Genomic DNA, 15743 nt, shown 5'->3' with positions numbered 1-15743 from the left:
CCGGCTCGGCTAGGCTCGCAGGATGACTGAGCCGGAGATGCAGGCTGCGAGCCTGCCTGACCCGTGGCCTGAGCCGCCTGAGCTGCCCGCCCCTGTCCTCATGGAGCAACGATGGACCGATGCAGTGTTCCTGCACTGGCGCATCCCCGAGGCGGAGTCGGCGGCATTCATGCCGTCCGGAGTGGTGCCGGACGTGTTCGACGGGTCCGCCTGGGTGGGGCTGATCGGGTTCCGCATGCAGAAAGCGGGCTTGGGCTGTGGGCCCGCTGTGTCGTTTTTCGGGGACTTCAACGAAATCAACGTCCGCCTGTACTCACGGGAACCGGACGGCACCCGGGGTGTTGTGTTCCTGAGCCTGGACGCCGACCGGCTGGCCGTTGTCCTGGCCGCCCGTGCGGCCGGGATCCCTTACGTGTGGTCGCACGCCCGCTTCCGCCCGGCCCAACCCGGCAGGCCGGCCACCGGCTATTCCGTGCGCAGGTTCCGGCGCGGCTCGACGAGCGATTTCGCGGTTATTCCGGCGTTCGACGACGTCGCGGCGGATCCCTTGTCCGTCCACCTCACGGCCAGGTTCGGGCTGCACTCCCGCTTCCGCGGCCGTACGCTCTACATTCCGAACACGCATTCGGCGTGGCCGCTGTACCGGGCTGAGCTGACGGTACTGGACGACGGGTTGGTCAGGGCCGCCGGCCTCAGCGTGACAGGACCGCCCGACTCCGTACTGTTCTCCCCCGGGGTCCGGACGCGGTTCGGCAGGCCGCGGGTGCTCGGGGGCTGAGGCTGGGCCCGTTGTGCGGAACTAAGTGTACGAACTCTTCACTGGATTAGAGCGTCCTGGCTAGCCAGGGATCTTAAATGTCTGCCCCCTTTGGCAGAGTTATCCCATGGAAGCCATGGTGGATCTTGCAGCAGGAGGGGCGTTGCGGTGGGCCGAGCTGCCGGCTGCCGCTTCTGCTGTTCAGCTCCTTGCTGTTCAACCGCCTGCTGCGCGGGTCCGCGGCTTGCGCAGTGTCCCCGCTGGGCCACTGGATACTTTAGCGTCCGACGGCGGTGCTTCCGGTGATCTGGCGCGGTGCCTTGAGCTGCTCGGGACCTTAAGTTCGACGGCGGTCGACGACTCGGCGCTGCTGAGCTTCCGTGAGGCTGCTGACTTTGCCGACAATGTCGAGGAAGTCTCCCGGGCCGTCGATTATCTGCAGATCGTTGCGGCCGGGGCCGTGGAGCGTACCCGTCGGGAAGTCGCAGTGGCTGCGCGCTCGGTGGCAGTCGGCTCAGGCTCGGGCGCGGGCGCGGCGGGCTCGGGCGCAGCCGTCGGCTGGGTCACCGGCTGGGGCGCAGATACGGCTGTAGCCTTCCAAGCTCCACGTCCAGCCGAATCTGAGCTGGCTGATGACGGGTACAGGAACGCCACCGAGTTCCTCCGCACGCGGCTCCGGATCAGTGCGGCCGAGGCCCGGCGCCGGATCAGTCTCGCCGCCGCGGTCCTGCCCCGGGCAGGGTTTGCGGGCCACACGGAGCCGGCGGAGCGGCCCGAGCTCGCCGCCGCCGTCGCTGCCGGGACCGTTGCCTCCCGGCCGGCGACCATCATCACGGCGGCCCTGGACCGGGTCAGGCACCACGCCACCGGGGACACCACAGCCCGGATGGAACACGCCCTGACCCGCACCGCGGCCGAGTACGACACCGACTTCCTCACCCGGATCGCCCGCCGCTGGACCGACGCGATCGACCAGGACGGTTCGGAACCTTCCGAGGAAGAACTCCGCCGCCGCCAGGGCGTCTTCCTCCGCCCGGCCCGCCGCGGACTCCACCACCTCGAAATCTTCGCCACCCCGGACCAGTACGAACCCCTCCTGACCGTCATGAACACCGCCACCAACCCTCGGATTCGCACGGATAGTACTGGGGCAACAGCGTGGAAGTCGGCCCCGGGGATAGAACGGGCGACGCAACCGACACCAGCGGAACCGGCGGCGGACCTGATGCCGACCTGGACCAGCGGACCCGGCAACAGCGGCTCCTGGACGGCCTGGTCGGTGCCTGCAAAACAGCCCTGACCACCGGAACCCTCCCCGCTGCCGGAGGACTCCGCCCTCAGGTCATGGTCACCATCGACTACCACGACCTCTTGGACCGCCTCGAACACACCACCGCCAAAGGCCCTCGCTACCGGACCGCGGCCATCGGCACCGGGGCTAGCGCCAGACATTCAAGCGCCGGCCCCTCCAGCAACGGATCCCCGGCCAGCATCCCCGGCACTGGGTCATTCACGTTCACCGGCCCGGTCACGGCCGCCACCATCCGGAAAATCGCCTGCGACGCCGACATCATCCCCGTCCTGCTCGGCAGCCAGGGACGCGTCCTGGACATCGGCCGCACCACCCGGATCTTCCCGCCCCACATCCGCAAAGCCATCACCGCCCGCGACCAGGGCTGCGCCTTCCCCGGCTGCACCATCCCCGCCTCCTGGTGCGAAGCCCACCACATCAGTTACTGGTCACACGGCGGACCCACCAGCACAGACAACGGCACCCTGCTGTGCTCCCATCACCACCACCTCATCCACAAGGAACAATGGACCATCCAGGTCAAAACCGGCATCCCGTGGTTCATCCCGCCACCCCACATCGACCCACGCCAAAAACTCCAACGGAACAGATACTTCCGATGCTGAGCAGCGCCCAAAAAACCTGCAGCCTGTTCATTGGGCGGCACGCGCCAGCAACACCAGATGAACAAGCCACACCGGGTGAAAAGCCACAGGTGAAGAAGATCGCCCGCTCTGCAAGAATCAAAGAGCGGACGCTCACACCTTGCAACAAGGAGACTCGCCATGCTGAACCGCTTCTACGTGAACCCGATCCTTCCAGCGCAGGACGGTGACCGTGCCCGGAAGTTCTACCGCGATGTCCTTGGCCTCGACCTTCTCACCGGCCCAACGGACGATCCTATGGTCTTCGGAGCGGCCTCCGGCTCGAGCATCGCCCTCACCGAGCTCCCGGACAGGGTTCCCCCCGCCTATCCGATGATCAGCTTCATGGTCGAAGACATCGAGAATCTCGTGAAGGAGCTAAAAGCCCGTGGCGCCACATTCCAGCCGCCGGGCGCCGGAAGTTTCGCCGGCGTCGAAGGCCAAGCTGAGGGCGAGGTGATGGACTTCGGCGCCGTGAAGTCAGCATTCCTCCAGGACACCGAAGGAAACGTCATTGCACTGAACGAGATGATGGGCTGGCCTCCCCACGAGTAGGGTCACCCCCTAGCGACCCGCCGCGTACCCCTGCGCACCGCGCGGATTTGCGGCGGCCTGCAGCACCCCCGTCAGAGGATCTCGCACGACGGCGGACAACCGTCCCAGCGCCCACTCACCAGCCCGCGTGATCCGGTGGCCGCGACGCTCCAAACCCGCAATGACGCCGGCGCCTAACCGGTCCTCCACCACGGCGCCGCCCGGCTCCCAGGTGCGGGGCCAGAATGACCCCGGCATCGACGTTGTATGGAACGTTGGCGCATCGATGGCCTGCTGCGGAGAGTAGCCGCCAACAATCGTCCGCAGCAGATAAGGCAGCTGCCACTGATCCTGTTGGTCCCCGCCGGGCGAGCCCAGCGCAGTTACAGCCCTGCCGTTCCGAAGCACGAGCGTTGGCGTCAGGGTGGTGCGGGGGCGCTTTCCGGGGGTCAGCGTGGAGGGCGTTCCGGGTTCGAGCCACGTCATCTGCAGCCGCGTGCCCAGGCAGAAACCCAGCTCGGGAATCGCCGGGGACGACTGCAACCAACCGCCGGACGGAGTTGCCGAGATCATGTTTCCCCAGCGGTCCACAACGTCGATATGGCAGGTATCGCCTCGCGTCTCCCCGGTCGCCAGCACTGTCGGCTCACCCACGCCGGCACTGGAACCGCTCCCGCGAAGACCTGGCCCGGCGGCGTCGTTCGCGAGCGCCGGCGGCACATACTCCGTCCGCAGCGGCGGGTGGAACGGCTCGCGTCCCGGAACCTGGCCGGGCCGGAACTCAAGCGACGCCCGCTCCGTGATCAAGGCACGGCGCGCGGCGGCGTACTCGGCGGACAACAGATGGTCGAGCGGAACATCCGTATCGCCGTAGTAGGCCTCGCGGTCCGCGAGCGCCAGTTTCTGTGCCTCGAGGATGGTGTGCGCGCCAAGTTCGGTGGACGGGTCAAGGTATTCGTCGGCGAACCCGTCCAGGATCGCAAGGGTCTGCAACAGTGCCGGGCCCTGACCCCACGGACCGGTCTTGACGATCGTGTGGCCGCGGAATTCGATGGTGGCGGCGTCTTCGTAGCCAGCCTCGAAAGCCGCCAGGTCGCTCATTGCCAGCACGCCGCGGTGGTCCGTGCCGGAGGAGTGCCTGTGCGGCGCCTGGACCGACCGCACCATCGCCGTTGCGACGAAGCCCTCGCGCCATTCACGGCGGGCGGCATCGATACGATCCTCGCGGGAGGACTCTGCTGCCCCCGCCTCCAGAAGCCGCTCAAGGGTCCGCGCGTAGGCCGGGTTGCGGAACAACTGGCCCTCGGCCGGGGCCCTGCCTTCCGGCATCCATAGCTCGGCCGACGTGGGCCAGTGCTCCCGGAACAGCCCGGAAACGGCCGCGATCGTCGCTCCAACGCGGCCCAGTACCGGATGGCCGTCCCGGGCGTACCCGACAGCAAACTCCAGCACGGCCGGCAACTCCCACGTCCCGTGGTCGCGCAGCAGCAGGAGCCAGGCGTCGACGGCGGCAGGCACCGCAGCGGCGAGGGCACCCGAGCCGGGGACAAGTTCCAGGCCTTCCGAGCGAAAGTGTCCGGGCGTTGCTCCGGCGGGCGCGGGGCCCTGCCCCATCAGGACCATCGGTTTGCCTGGTGCCTCGGCGGTGACGAACACACCGGTCATGTCCCCGCCCGGACCGTTCAGGTGCGGCTCAACAAGTGGAGCACAAACGCCCCTGCGGTGGCGGCGTCGAACGCGTTCCCGCCGCGTTCCAGCACCGCCTGCGCGGTGGCCGTCGCGATCCAGTGCGTGGAGGTGCTCATCCCGAAGGTGCCCCGCAGGGTGGGGCGCGTGGTGAACGGATCGGGCCGCGTGAAAGTCATGGGGTCCACTGTAGCCACGGCCTGCGTCTGGAATGCGGTGCGGTTACTTGCCCAGGCCGGCCTTTCGCAGCGCTTCGGCCATGGCGGTGTTCACCGGAGCGGGCTTGGGCGGCGGCGTCCGCTTGGCGTCTGTACGGTCGTTGTTCCTCGCGGGCCGGCCGTCATTCCGCGGCGGACGGGCATCCTTCCGTGGCTGACCGGCGTCGCTACCTTGCCGCGGCGCACTGGTGCCCTGCCTCGGCGCATTGTTGCCCTGCCGCCCACCGGCAGCAGCCGGCCGGCCACCGGAAGGTGCCGGTTCGTCGTCGAGCCTTAGCGTGAGCGAGATGCGCTTCCGCTCGGGATCGGCCTCGAGGACCTTCACCCGCACCACCTGTCCGGATTTCACCACTTCGCGCGGATCGGACACGAAGCGGTTGGCCAGCGCGGACACGTGCACCAGCCCGTCCTGGTGCACTCCGACGTCCACGAACGCCCCGAACGCGGCCACGTTGGTGACGGTTCCCTCGAGGATCATGCCGGGCCGGAGGTCGGAGATCTTCTCGATCCCTTCCGAGAACTTGGCCGCTGCGAATGCCGGCCGCGGATCCCGGCCGGGCTTCTCCAGCTCGGAAATAATGTCCTGCACCGTGGGCAGGCCGAAGGCGCCCTCCACGAAGTCCTGCGGGTTCAGCGCGGCGAGGCTGCCGGTACCTGCCCCTCCTACGGCTGTCCTGCCGCCTGCGGCGGCGACGATCTTCCGCGCCACCGGGTACGCCTCCGGGTGCACGCTGGAAGCGTCCAGCGGCTCCGTTCCCCCGGTAATCCGCAGGAATCCGGCGCACTGTTCGAACGCCTTGGCGCCCAGCCGCGGCACCTTCTTCAGCTCGCTCCGCTTGGCAAACGGTCCGTGCTCGTTCCGGTACGCCACGATGTTCTCGCTCAGCAGCGGTCCGACGCCGGCCACACGGCTCAGCAGCGCGGGCGACGCCGTGTTGACGTCCACCCCAACAGCATTCACGCAGTCCTCCACCACGGCATCCAGGCTGCGGTCCAGCTTCGCGGCCATGACATCGTGCTGGTACTGCCCGACGCCGATCGACTTCGGCTCAATCTTCACCAGTTCGGCCAGCGGATCCTGCAGGCGCCGGGCGATGGACACGGCACCACGCAGGGAAACATCCATGCCGGGCAGCTCGGCAGCAGCCAGCGCCGACGCCGAGTACACGGACGCCCCTGCTTCCGACACCACCAGCTTTTCCGGCGGCCGGGTTCCGGGTGGCGCGTTGCCCGTTTGCCCCGTCGCTGACCCCGCGGTTGACCCCGCGGACAGCTTCTTGATCAGTTCGAGGGCAAGCTTGTCAGTCTCGCGGGATGCCGTCCCGTTGCCGATCGCCACGAGTTTGACGGTGTGCTGACGCGCCAGCCGGACCAGTGTGGCCAAGGCTTCGTCCCATTTCCGAGCCGGGGCGTGCGGGTAGATAGTGTCCGTGGCCACCACCTTGCCGGTGCCGTCCACCACCGCCACCTTCACGCCGGTGCGGAGCCCGGGATCCAGCCCCAGGGTGGCCCTGTTTCCGGCCGGGGCAGCCAGCAGCACGTCGCGGAGGTTGGCGGCGAAAACCCGGACCGCTTCGTCTTCGGCGGCTGCGAACATCCGTCCGCGCAGGTCGGCCGTCAGCCGGGCCAGCACCCGCGAGCGCCACGCCACCTGCGCGGTCTGCAGGAGCCACTCGTCGGCGGGCCGGCCGCGGTCCGCTACCCCGAGGAACCTGGCCACGGCGGATTCGTAGCGGCCGCGGGCCGCGGCCAGGGCGGCGTCGTCGGACGGTTCAGCCTCAGCGAGATCCAGCTCCAGCACCCCGTCTTTTTCCCCGCGGAGCAGCGCCAGGACGCGGTGCGACGGCATCCCGGACGGCGCCTGCGAAAACTCGAAGTAGTCCTTGAACTTCTGGCCCTCGGTCTCCTGGCCCTTCTTCACCCGGGACACCATGCGGCCCTGGCTCCAGAGCCGTTCACGCAGTGTTGCGGCGAGGTCAGGGTCCTGCGCCACCCGCTCCACCAGGATGGATCGGGCGCCCGCCAGCGCCGCTGCGGCGTCGTCAATGGAGTGTTCAGCGTTCAGGAACTTGGCGGCCTCGCGCTCCGGATACAGCTCCGGGCGCCTGATCAGCGCGTCGGCGAGCGGCTCCAGCCCCGCCTCGCGGGCGATCTGCGCCTTGGTCCGCCGCTTGGTTTTGAAAGGCAGGTAGATATCTTCAAGGCGGGATTTGGTATCCGCATCGACGACGGCGGCCTGCAGTTCCGGCGTCAGCTTGCCTTGCGCGGAGATCGCCTCCAGGACTGTCCGACGGCGGTCCTCCAGTTCACGGATGTACCGCAGCCGCTCCTCGAGCTCGCGGAGCTGCGTGTCATCCAGGGTCCCGGTGGCTTCCTTGCGGTACCGGGCGATAAACGGCACCGTCGAACCGCCGTCGAGGAGGTCCACTGCCGCCTTGACCTGCCAGGCCTTCACTCCCAGTTCGCCGGCGATCTGGGCGGCGATCTGTTCGGCCACGGCGTCGGCGGTCTTGCCGACGGGCTTGCCGCCTGCCTGCGCGGCTGTCTGTCCGGCTGTCCCGCCGGCGGTTTTTCCGGGCATCACGGCAGCCGGAGTCGCAGGGGACGGGGAAGGGCGCTGCGGGATATGGTTCACCCAGAACATTTTGCCCTACCGGACCGACACTATGGCACGGCCGGCGGGAGATTGGGTCTACCGGGCCCGGGGCATTAGTGATGTAGTGGCAGTAAGAAGGCCAGCAACCAACGGAGGCGGTCCATCATGCAGGAGTTGCTCATCATCCTTCAGGACGGCTTTGAGGAGGACAATGTCACGGTCTTCGTTAACGGCAAGCAGGCCAGGCGCGACACCGATCTCTCCACCAACCCCCTTTTGGGCATAGCGGAGGAGGTAGCAATCGAGCTTCCGGCGCGCGGGGCCACCATCGGCGTCGAGGTCACCAGCCGGGGTCTGGCCGGAGGCGTCAAACTCAGCGGAAGGCCGAAGAGCCTCCTCGTGTCCATCGCAGAAGGCAAACTGGTGATTCGGGAGGGAACCGGACGCGAGGCCTTCTTGTAGCTTTGCGGTCAAGTGGCTTTGCGGTCAGCCGAGACCGGCGCAAGGAATTGACGGCAGGTAAGGGACAAGCGCCGCGAACAGTTCGCGGCGCTTGGGTCAGTTGCCATAAGCAGTTGCTCGCATTCAGCACTAGGCCATGTTATCCATGGGCCTCTTGGCCGAAATGTGTTCCACCAGTTCGCCGACGCGCTCTTCCGAGTAGTTGCGGGCAATATCGCCCTGGCTGATGATGCCCACCAGCTTGTGGTCGGAAATGACCGGCAGGCGCCTGACCTGGTACTGCTCCATCACTGCAATGGCTTCGTCGATGTTGGCGTCAGCATCGATCCAGCGTAGATTGCCTTGGGCCAGGTCGATGGCCCTGACCTCCCTGGCATCCAAACCCTCGGCAACGCACTTAAGTACGATGTCGCGGTCCGTGATGACTCCCCTGAGTTTGCCTTCGCTGCCACAGATCGGCAGCGAACCACAGTCAAGGTCGCGCATCATTACGGCCGCTTCCTGCAGTGTCTGGTCTTCCTTGACGCACTGGGCGTTGGTGGTCATGAATTCACGTACGACGCTCATCAGTCCTCCTTCATCGGTTGGGGTTCGACGCAGGGGCCCTCGGCTCCGGCGCCGATGCTGTCAGCCTACGCCCGGGCAAACGCCCTGACTAGGCTCAATCATGGTTCGTCGTACGGCGGTACCGGACGGCGCACCCGGGCCGGTTTAGGCTCCATTTTGGAATTCAAACAGGGCCGTGCGGGAGGCAAAGTTGAAGATGTCGGCCTACTCGGCGATGTCCTCGGCCCACAATTCCGGGTAGTCGTGTTGGAACGCGAGCATCATGTCCACGCAGCGCTGGTCGTCCAGCACCACCACCTCCACACCGCGCGAGCGCAGGAGGTCGAATTCGCCGGGGAACGTCCTGGCCTCACCCACCACAACTCTCGGAATCTTGAACTGGATGATGGTTCCCGTGCACATCGCGCACGGTGCAAGGGTCGTGTACAGAGTGGTGTCGCGGTAGCTCTTCTGCCGGCCCGCTGCCCGCAGCGCGGCCATCTCGCCGTGGGCGATCGGATCACCGTGCTGCACGCGTTCGTTGTGGCCGCTGGCGATCACCTCGTTCCCCCTCGCCAGCGCGGCCCCGATGGGGATGCCGCCTTCACTGCGGCTCTGTTGCGCTGCCAGGACCGCAGCCTCGAACGCGGCTTCGTCGTATGCAGTGATGGCACTTTGCTCAGTCATGTTCCCCGGTTCAGTCTTGGTGTTCGGGTGCCCCGCAAGCAGCGGTGCAGGGTCCGTTGATTTTTGGCTCAGGCACGTCCCTCAGACCCTACGCCGATGGCATGGTCCTGGACCAGACCAGCTATTGCAGCCAAACCCGCCAATACTGTCAGGGGCTTTTGATACTTTGGCAATAAGACATCAACGGCAACACGACATCTACGGCAACGAGGCGCAGTGTTTCTTCTTGAACCGCAAGCACCGGATCTCGAACAGGATCTGGTCTTCTCCGCGAGCGATCTCGTCATCGCGGCCACGTGCGAGTACCAGCTGCTGCGCAAGCTGGACGAAAAACTGGGCCGGTCCCCCAAAGCGGAGTTCGAGGCCGACGAGATGCTGGCCCGCACAGCCAAGCTGGGTGACATCCACGAGCACAAGGTCCTGGACAAGTTTCTGGATGAGTTCGGTCCGTGGGATCCCGCCACCGGCCGCGGTGTGTACGACGTCGCGCCCGCCACAGCCGTGGACCGCGCCACCCTGCAGGCCAAGCATGCCGAATCCGTCGATGCGCTGCGGGCCGGGGCGGACGTCGTCTTCCAGGCGGCTTTCTTTGACGGCCGCTTCCACGGCCGTTCCGACTTCCTGGTCAAACAGGCCGATGGCAGCTATGCCGTGTACGACACCAAGCTGGCCCGCCACGCCAAGGTGACGGCGCTGCTCCAGCTCGCCGCGTACGGCGACCAACTGCTCCACGCCGGCATTGCGCCGGACCCTGCGGTGACGCTGATTCTGGGTGCCACGGTGGAAACGCCCGGAAGCGGCTTCGACTATGTCCGAAGCAGCCACAAACTGGCGGACATCCTCCCGGTCTTCCGCGAGCGGAGGGACAGATTCCTGGCGCTCACTACCGGCCACCGCAACCAGTCCGACGTCGTCAGCTGGGGCGAATCCGGTGTCGTGGCCTGCGGCCGGTGCGATTACTGCCAGGAACAAGTGAAGGCCACTGATGACCTCCTCCTGGTGGCACGGATGAACTCCGCCCAGCGGAAGAAGCTGCACGCGCAAGGGATCTTCACGGTCAAGCAGCTGGCCGACGCCTCGTTGCCCGGAGCCAACGCGTCGCTGCTGCGGATGCAGGATCAGGCCAGGATGCAAAGCAACGCCGGAACCGCGGAGGGATCCGTCAGCTATGTCAAGGACGGTGAACAGCACAGCATTGGCTACCGCGTGGTCCCCGAGAACACGCTGGCGGAGCTTCCCCCACCGAGCCGCGGAGACATCTTCTTCGACTTCGAAGGGGACCCGCTATGGCAGGACAGCGGCACGGGAGTCTGGGGGCTTGAGTACCTCTTCGGAGTTATCGAAGCACCGCAGGAACGAGATGGCCTAACCTTTTTCAGGCCGTTCTGGGCACACAACCGTGCGGCGGAGAAACAGGCATTCCTCGACTTCCTGGACTACGTGGAGAACAGGCGGCGCAGCTATCCGGACATGCACGTCTACCACTACGCCGCCTACGAGAAGACGGCCCTCCGCAAGCTGTCGGTCATGCACGTCGCCGGCGAGGACACCGTGGACAACTGGCTGCGGGACGGGCTCCTCGTGGACCTGTACCAGACCGTCCGGAACAGCATCCGTATCTCCGAGAAGTCCTACAGCATCAAGAAGCTCGAGCCGCTGTACATGGGCAGCAACCTCCGCTCCGGGGACGTGAAGGACGCCGGCGCCTCGGTCGTGGCGTATGCCGATTACTGCGAGGCGCGCGACGCCGGCCTGGCCGGGGATGCTGCGGCCATCCTCGCCGGCATCTCCGACTACAACGAATACGATTGCCTCTCCACCCTGGAACTGCGCAACTGGCTGCTGCGGCTGGCCGGCGAGCGCGGAATCGGGACCACACCGGAAAGCAAAAAGACTGCCGGAAATTTAGGCCAGGCGGCATCTGACTCCGAGGACGGTGCCGCGCTCCCGCGGTCTGAGTCCGCCATCAGGGCCTTCCTGCACCGGGCGGCGGAGTCCCGCGCCGCGGGGGCAGCGGCTGAGTCCCTCGGTGCCGCTGTGGGGCACGTCGGTGTGGATCCTGAAGTTCAGGCCGTCGCCATGGTGGACGCGGCCGTGAGCTACCACCGCCGCGAGCGCAAGGCGTTCTGGTGGGCCCACTTCGACCGCTGCGAAAACGGACCCGACACCCATCAGCAGGACCGCAACGTTTTCCTCGTTGAGGAGGCCCGAATCCTCGATGACTGGCAAAAGGTCGGCACCAGGCTCCCGGAGCGCAGGGTGCAGCTGACCGGCACGGTGAGCCCCGGTTCGGACCTCCGCGAGGGCAGCAAATGGTTCCGCATGTATGACCGTCCGCTGCCGGCCGGCCTGGAGGGAACGGGAAGCGACGGTTCCGGGCGCAACGGCTTGTTCGGGACGGAGGTCCTGGAGCTCGGCCACGAGGACGGCAGGGATACCGTGGTGATCCGGGACCGGCTGCCCCGGAAGATCGATCCTCACAACAGCCTGCCCATCGCACTCACCGAGGACCAACCCATCACCACCAAGAGCTTGGAGGAGGCCCTGGCGCGGCTGGCTGACCAGGTCGCGGCTGGGCTTCCGGACGGCACTGCAGCGGCGCCGGGGAAACCTGTCTTCCTGAAACATCCGGCCCTGGACCTGGTCCGCCGGGTTCCGCCGCAGCTGGTGACAGGCGGGCCGCTGCCCGCGCCGGCCGGTGGCCCGGACCGCTTCATCGACGCCATCACGGCTGCAGTGGAAGCGCTCGACCATTCGTATCTGGCAGTCCAGGGACCGCCGGGCACCGGCAAGACACACGTCGGCTCGCACGTCATTGCCCGGCTGGTGGCCCGCGGCTGGAAGGTGGGCGTTGTTGCCCAGTCGCACGCGGTTGTGGAGAACCTGCTCTGCACGGCCGTGAACAAGGCAGGAGTGGACCCGCGCAGGGTTGCCAAGGACGTCAAACACGACGGTTCCCTGCCGTGGCATCATCGGGACGCCGCTGATGTGGACAGGCTGCTCAGTACCCCGGGCGGGGCCCTGGTGGGCGGCACTGCCTGGACCATGACCGGTTCCACGGTGCCCGCGGGGTCTTTGGATCTCCTCGTGATCGACGAAGCGGGGCAGTTCTCGCTCGCCAACACCCTGGCTGTGGCCCAAGCCAGCCCGCGGCTGCTGCTGCTCGGCGATCCACAGCAACTCCCCCAGGTCAGCCAGGGCACGCATCCCGAGCCGGTCAACGAATCCGCCCTGGGCTGGATCTCTGCTGGCCATGCCACTCTTCCGCCGGAGCTCGGCTACTTCCTGGCCGACTCGTGGCGGATGGCATCTCCCCTGTGCGCTGCTGTGTCGGAGCTCTCGTACGAGGGTCGGCTGCGGTCCGCCAGCGCGGCGGACCTGCGCTTCCTGGACGGCGTTCCCGCCGGAATCGAAACGGTGATGGTGCCGCACAGCGGAAACATCACGTCCTCGGTAGAGGAAGCCGCCGAAGTGGTGCGGCAGGTCGGCAGGCACCTGGGAATGACGTGGCACGACGAAGCCGGCAGCCTGCGGCTCGGGCCGGAAGACATCCTGGTGGTGGCGGCCTACAACGCCCAAGTGAACGTGATCCGGGATGCCCTGGACGCGGCCGGCCACACGGCGGTTCGAGTGGGTACCGTGGACAAGTTCCAGGGCCAGGAGGCGGCTGTCGTGATTGTATCCATGGCCTGTTCAGCGGTGGCCGAGGCTCCGCGCGGCATGGAGTTCTTGCTCTCGCGGAACCGGATTAACGTCGCTGTGTCCCGCGGGAAATGGCGCGCTGTGGTGGTGCGGGCCCCGGAGCTGACCAACTATCTGCCCACCCATCCGGAGGGCCTCGAACAGTTGGGGGGCTTCATCGGGCTCTGCCAGCGGTCTGTTTCTTCGTAGCTTCTACCTGGCGGCGATCAGCAGCGCCTCATCCAGTACCCTGCCGAAGTTCGCGGCGTCGTGCGCGAAGCGGCCAAGGAAGATCCCGGACACCCCGCCGAGCCGGGGCAACAGGCCGGGCTTGGCAGAACCGCCGTAGATGACCGGAAGATCCTGAAGTCCGTGCACGGCAAGCAGGGCACGGAGGTGACTCACGACGTCGGACACGTAGCCGGCGTCAGCCGGCTCGGCGGCGCCGATGGCCCAGACAGGCTCGTAGGCAATAATCAGGCGCGAGGCCAGCGCCCAGTCGCCGACAACCGCAGCCTTGATCTGCCGGTACACGAAGTCGGCCGCAGGGGCGCCACCGGCCACGTCACCGCCGGCAGAGTCCCCGCCGGCAGCAGGCCTGCGGGCTAAGTCCTCGCCAACTGAGACTTCCCCGACGCAGAGCAGCGGCGTCAGCCCGGCGTCGTCCGCGGCGCGTACCTTAATCGCCACCACGGCGTCGTTTTCGCCGAAGTGCGCACGGCGTTCTGCGTGGCCGATCTCCACCAGACCGACGCCGAGCTCAGCGAGCATGGACGGCGCCACCTCACCGGTCCACGGTCCGTCAGCCCAGCCGCAGTTCTGCGCGCCCAGGACCAGCGGTGACCCGTTCAACACCGCGGCAGCTGCCGGGAGCACCGGGAAGGACGGGATGACAAACGGGACAACCCGCCCGGCCGCGAGGGCCGGACGGGAGTCCACTTCGTGCCGTAGACGCTCCAACCAGTCCAGGCTGTCCCGATAACCCAAGTACATCTTGGTGCTGACGCCCACGTAGGTGACACGGTCGTGGGCATCCGGACCTGCCGCAAGGGAGCCGGGGGCCTGGCTGGCTGAAGCGTGCTGCATGTTACTTCTCCAGCAGTTCGTCGGCCTTGTTCTGGAACCGCTTGGTGGCGTACATCATGACGGCGGCCACGAACGGCAGGACGCCGAGGGCGTAGACGCCCATGGTTCCGGTGTCGGACGCCGTGACCTGATTGACCGTGGTGCGCAGGATCGGGGCGACGAAACCGCCCAGGTTGCCCAGCGAGTTGATCAGGCCGATGCCCGCAGCGGCTGCCGTTCCGGTGAGGAACGCCGTCGGGTAGGACCACGCGATGGGTCCGATCGACAGGAAGCTGCAGACTGCCAGGGTGATGAAGATGATGCCGAGTGCCGGGATGTGGTTGGCTCCGGCCCAGGCCGAGCCGAAGATGCACAGGCCCGTGGAAATGAAGAGGCCGGTACCCCAGACGCGGCGGCGGACGATGGTGTTGGCAGCTTTGCCGATGAAGTAGCAGGCGAAGATACCGAAGAACCACGGGATGGCTGCCAGCAGGCCCACCATGATCCCCACCTTCTGGCCGGTCAGCTGAGCCACTTGCTGCGGCAGGTAGAACGTCACGCCGTAGACCGCTATCTGGAGGCAGAAGTAGATGGCCGTGAAGTACCAGACCTTGCGGTTCTTCATGGCGGCAAGGACACCGCGGGGGCCGGTTTCTTCCTTGACGGTGTCCTCCAGCGCCATGACGTCCAGCAGCGCCTTCTTTTCGCCCGGGTTCAGGAACTTAGCGTCCTGCGGGCTGTTGATCAGGAAGAAGTACGCCGCGATGCCGGCCAGGACCGCAAGCATGCCTTCGACGAAGAACATGACCTGCCAGCCAGCCACACCGGGAACCTGGTCGCCGATGTTGATCAGCCAACCGGACAGCGGGGCTCCCATCATCTGGGAGAACGGCTGGGCCAGGTAGAAAATGGCGAACATCTTCACGCGCACTTTGTTCGGGAACCAGGCCGCCAGGAACATGATGACGCCCGGGAACAGGCCGGCCTCAGTCACACCGAGCAGGAAGCGCAGGATGATGAAGGAGGTCTCGCCCTGGACGAAGGCGAAGCACGCGGACACGATGCCCCAGGTGATGGCGATGCGTGCCAGCCACATCTTGGCGCCGAACTTGGTCAGCAGCAGGTTGCTGGGGATTTCGAACAGTGCGTAGCCGATGAAGAAGATGCCCGCCCCGAGGGCGTACGCCCCGGCCGTGATGCCGCGGTCCACACCGAGCGCGGCTTCAGCGAAGCCCACGTTGGTGCGGTCCAGGAAAGCGACGACGTACAGGATGACGAGCATCGGCATGAGCCGGAACGAGGCCTTGGAAATCGCCGATTTGAGGATCGGCGAATCCAGGAGCTCCTTGGTGGAAGTTGCTGTTAGGGACATCAAAACTCCTCTTTGAGTAAATCAGTTGCGAACGAAGGTGGGGCCCTCGGGTCCTAGCGGGAGAACGCGATGATGAGGACGCCGGCGATGCAGGCCAGGATGCCGACGGCGAGGTAGAGCCGGCGTTCACGGCTCCAGGACCTGAGCCCGGTGGCTGCCGTAGCGGGTGTGGCGGGTTTGCTGTGCTGTGCCATGGCTGTCCGT

12 protein-coding genes and 1 pseudogene are annotated in these 15743 nt (G+C 66.6%); 6 read left to right on the top strand and 7 right to left on the bottom strand.

Annotated elements, in window-relative coordinates; all coding sequences use genetic code 11:
• The first annotated feature begins 22 nt into the window (after positions 1-22).
• The 4 genes from J7I79_RS04115 to J7I79_RS04105 all read left to right on the top strand — a co-directional run bounded on the left by J7I79_RS04115 (position 23) and on the right by J7I79_RS04105 (position 3247).
• Positions 23-778, top strand: coding sequence for a YqjF family protein (locus J7I79_RS04115; RefSeq protein WP_251042352.1), 756 nt, complete (start codon positions 23-25; stop codon positions 776-778).
• 106 nt (positions 779-884) lie between these two features.
• Positions 885-2057: a DUF222 domain-containing protein gene (locus J7I79_RS04110; RefSeq protein WP_396020160.1), complete on the top strand. Its 1173-nt coding sequence runs from the start codon at positions 885-887 to the stop codon at positions 2055-2057.
• Positions 1991-2674, top strand: coding sequence for a DUF222 domain-containing protein (locus J7I79_RS24880; RefSeq protein ID WP_396020162.1), 684 nt, complete (start codon positions 1991-1993; stop codon positions 2672-2674). The genes J7I79_RS04110 and J7I79_RS24880 overlap by 67 nt, the downstream gene beginning before the upstream one ends.
• A gap of 159 nt (positions 2675-2833) precedes the next feature.
• Positions 2834-3247, top strand: a complete 414-nt coding sequence (locus J7I79_RS04105) for a VOC family protein (protein WP_214950645.1) — start codon at positions 2834-2836, stop codon at positions 3245-3247.
• 9 nt (positions 3248-3256) lie between these two features.
• Here J7I79_RS04105 and J7I79_RS04100 read toward each other — a convergent pair.
• Both J7I79_RS04100 and J7I79_RS04095 read right to left on the bottom strand, forming a co-directional pair.
• A pseudogene (locus J7I79_RS04100) lies at positions 3257-5091 on the bottom strand (gamma-glutamyltransferase family protein).
• Positions 5092-5134: 43 nt separating this feature from the next.
• Positions 5135-7774: a Tex family protein gene (locus J7I79_RS04095; protein ID WP_214950638.1), complete on the bottom strand. Its 2640-nt coding sequence runs from the start codon at positions 7772-7774 to the stop codon at positions 5135-5137.
• A gap of 117 nt (positions 7775-7891) precedes the next feature.
• On the opposite strand from J7I79_RS04095, the gene J7I79_RS04090 reads away from it, so the two are divergent.
• The gene (locus J7I79_RS04090) at positions 7892-8188 is read left to right on the top strand and encodes a hypothetical protein (RefSeq protein WP_104173544.1); all 297 of its coding nucleotides are present in this window, start codon (positions 7892-7894) and stop codon (positions 8186-8188) included.
• Between the two features lie 129 nt (positions 8189-8317).
• Here the strand turns inward: J7I79_RS04090 and J7I79_RS04085 are convergent, their stop codons facing one another.
• Positions 8318-8755 (bottom strand): CBS domain-containing protein, encoded by a 438-nt coding sequence (locus tag J7I79_RS04085; RefSeq protein WP_214950636.1) that lies wholly within the window; start codon positions 8753-8755, stop codon positions 8318-8320.
• Between the two features lie 204 nt (positions 8756-8959).
• On the bottom strand, positions 8960-9421 hold the full coding sequence (locus J7I79_RS04080) for a nucleoside deaminase (RefSeq protein ID WP_214950634.1): 462 nt from the start codon (positions 9419-9421) through the stop codon (positions 8960-8962).
• A gap of 216 nt (positions 9422-9637) precedes the next feature.
• Here J7I79_RS04080 and J7I79_RS04075 point away from each other — a divergent pair, with 216 nt between their 5' ends.
• Complete coding sequence (locus tag J7I79_RS04075; protein ID WP_214950632.1) at positions 9638-13312, top strand: bifunctional RecB family nuclease/DEAD/DEAH box helicase; 3675 nt, start codon at positions 9638-9640, stop codon at positions 13310-13312.
• Between the two features lie 3 nt (positions 13313-13315).
• Here the strand turns inward: J7I79_RS04075 and J7I79_RS04070 are convergent, their stop codons facing one another.
• From J7I79_RS04070 to J7I79_RS04060, 3 genes are all read right to left on the bottom strand, one after another.
• The gene (locus J7I79_RS04070) at positions 13316-14095 is read right to left on the bottom strand and encodes a triose-phosphate isomerase family protein (RefSeq protein ID WP_251042384.1); all 780 of its coding nucleotides are present in this window, start codon (positions 14093-14095) and stop codon (positions 13316-13318) included.
• A 94-nt stretch (positions 14096-14189) separates the two neighbouring features.
• Positions 14190-15539: an MFS transporter gene (locus tag J7I79_RS04065; RefSeq protein WP_214950629.1), complete on the bottom strand. Its 1350-nt coding sequence runs from the start codon at positions 15537-15539 to the stop codon at positions 14190-14192.
• A 53-nt stretch (positions 15540-15592) separates the two neighbouring features.
• Positions 15593-15733, bottom strand: coding sequence for a hypothetical protein (locus J7I79_RS04060; protein ID WP_214950627.1), 141 nt, complete (start codon positions 15731-15733; stop codon positions 15593-15595).
• Between the last annotated feature and the right edge of the window lie 10 nt (positions 15734-15743).

The sequence above is a fragment of the Arthrobacter sp. ISL-69 genome (genome assembly GCF_018613775.1).
Taxonomy (GTDB): Bacteria; Actinomycetota; Actinomycetes; order Actinomycetales; family Micrococcaceae; genus Arthrobacter.
This window is presented reverse-complemented; position numbering and strand designations above follow the sequence as displayed.

Coding starts and splice junctions, on each gene's coding strand:
- J7I79_RS04080 (WP_214950634.1), bottom strand. CDS start 9,421: ATGACTGAGCAAAGTGCCATCACTGCATACGACGAAGCCGCGTTCGAG.
- J7I79_RS04095 (WP_214950638.1), bottom strand. CDS start 7,774: ATGTTCTGGGTGAACCATATCCCGCAGCGCCCTTCCCCGTCCCCTGCG.
- J7I79_RS04110 (WP_396020160.1), top strand. CDS start 885: ATGGAAGCCATGGTGGATCTTGCAGCAGGAGGGGCGTTGCGGTGGGCC.
- J7I79_RS04105 (WP_214950645.1), top strand. CDS start 2,834: ATGCTGAACCGCTTCTACGTGAACCCGATCCTTCCAGCGCAGGACGGT.
- J7I79_RS04070 (WP_251042384.1), bottom strand. CDS start 14,095: ATGTACTTGGGTTATCGGGACAGCCTGGACTGGTTGGAGCGTCTACGG.
- J7I79_RS04065 (WP_214950629.1), bottom strand. CDS start 15,539: ATGTCCCTAACAGCAACTTCCACCAAGGAGCTCCTGGATTCGCCGATC.
- J7I79_RS04115 (WP_251042352.1), top strand. CDS start 23: ATGACTGAGCCGGAGATGCAGGCTGCGAGCCTGCCTGACCCGTGGCCT.
- J7I79_RS04060 (WP_214950627.1), bottom strand. CDS start 15,733: ATGGCACAGCACAGCAAACCCGCCACACCCGCTACGGCAGCCACCGGG.
- J7I79_RS04090 (WP_104173544.1), top strand. CDS start 7,892: ATGCAGGAGTTGCTCATCATCCTTCAGGACGGCTTTGAGGAGGACAAT.
- J7I79_RS04085 (WP_214950636.1), bottom strand. CDS start 8,755: ATGAGCGTCGTACGTGAATTCATGACCACCAACGCCCAGTGCGTCAAG.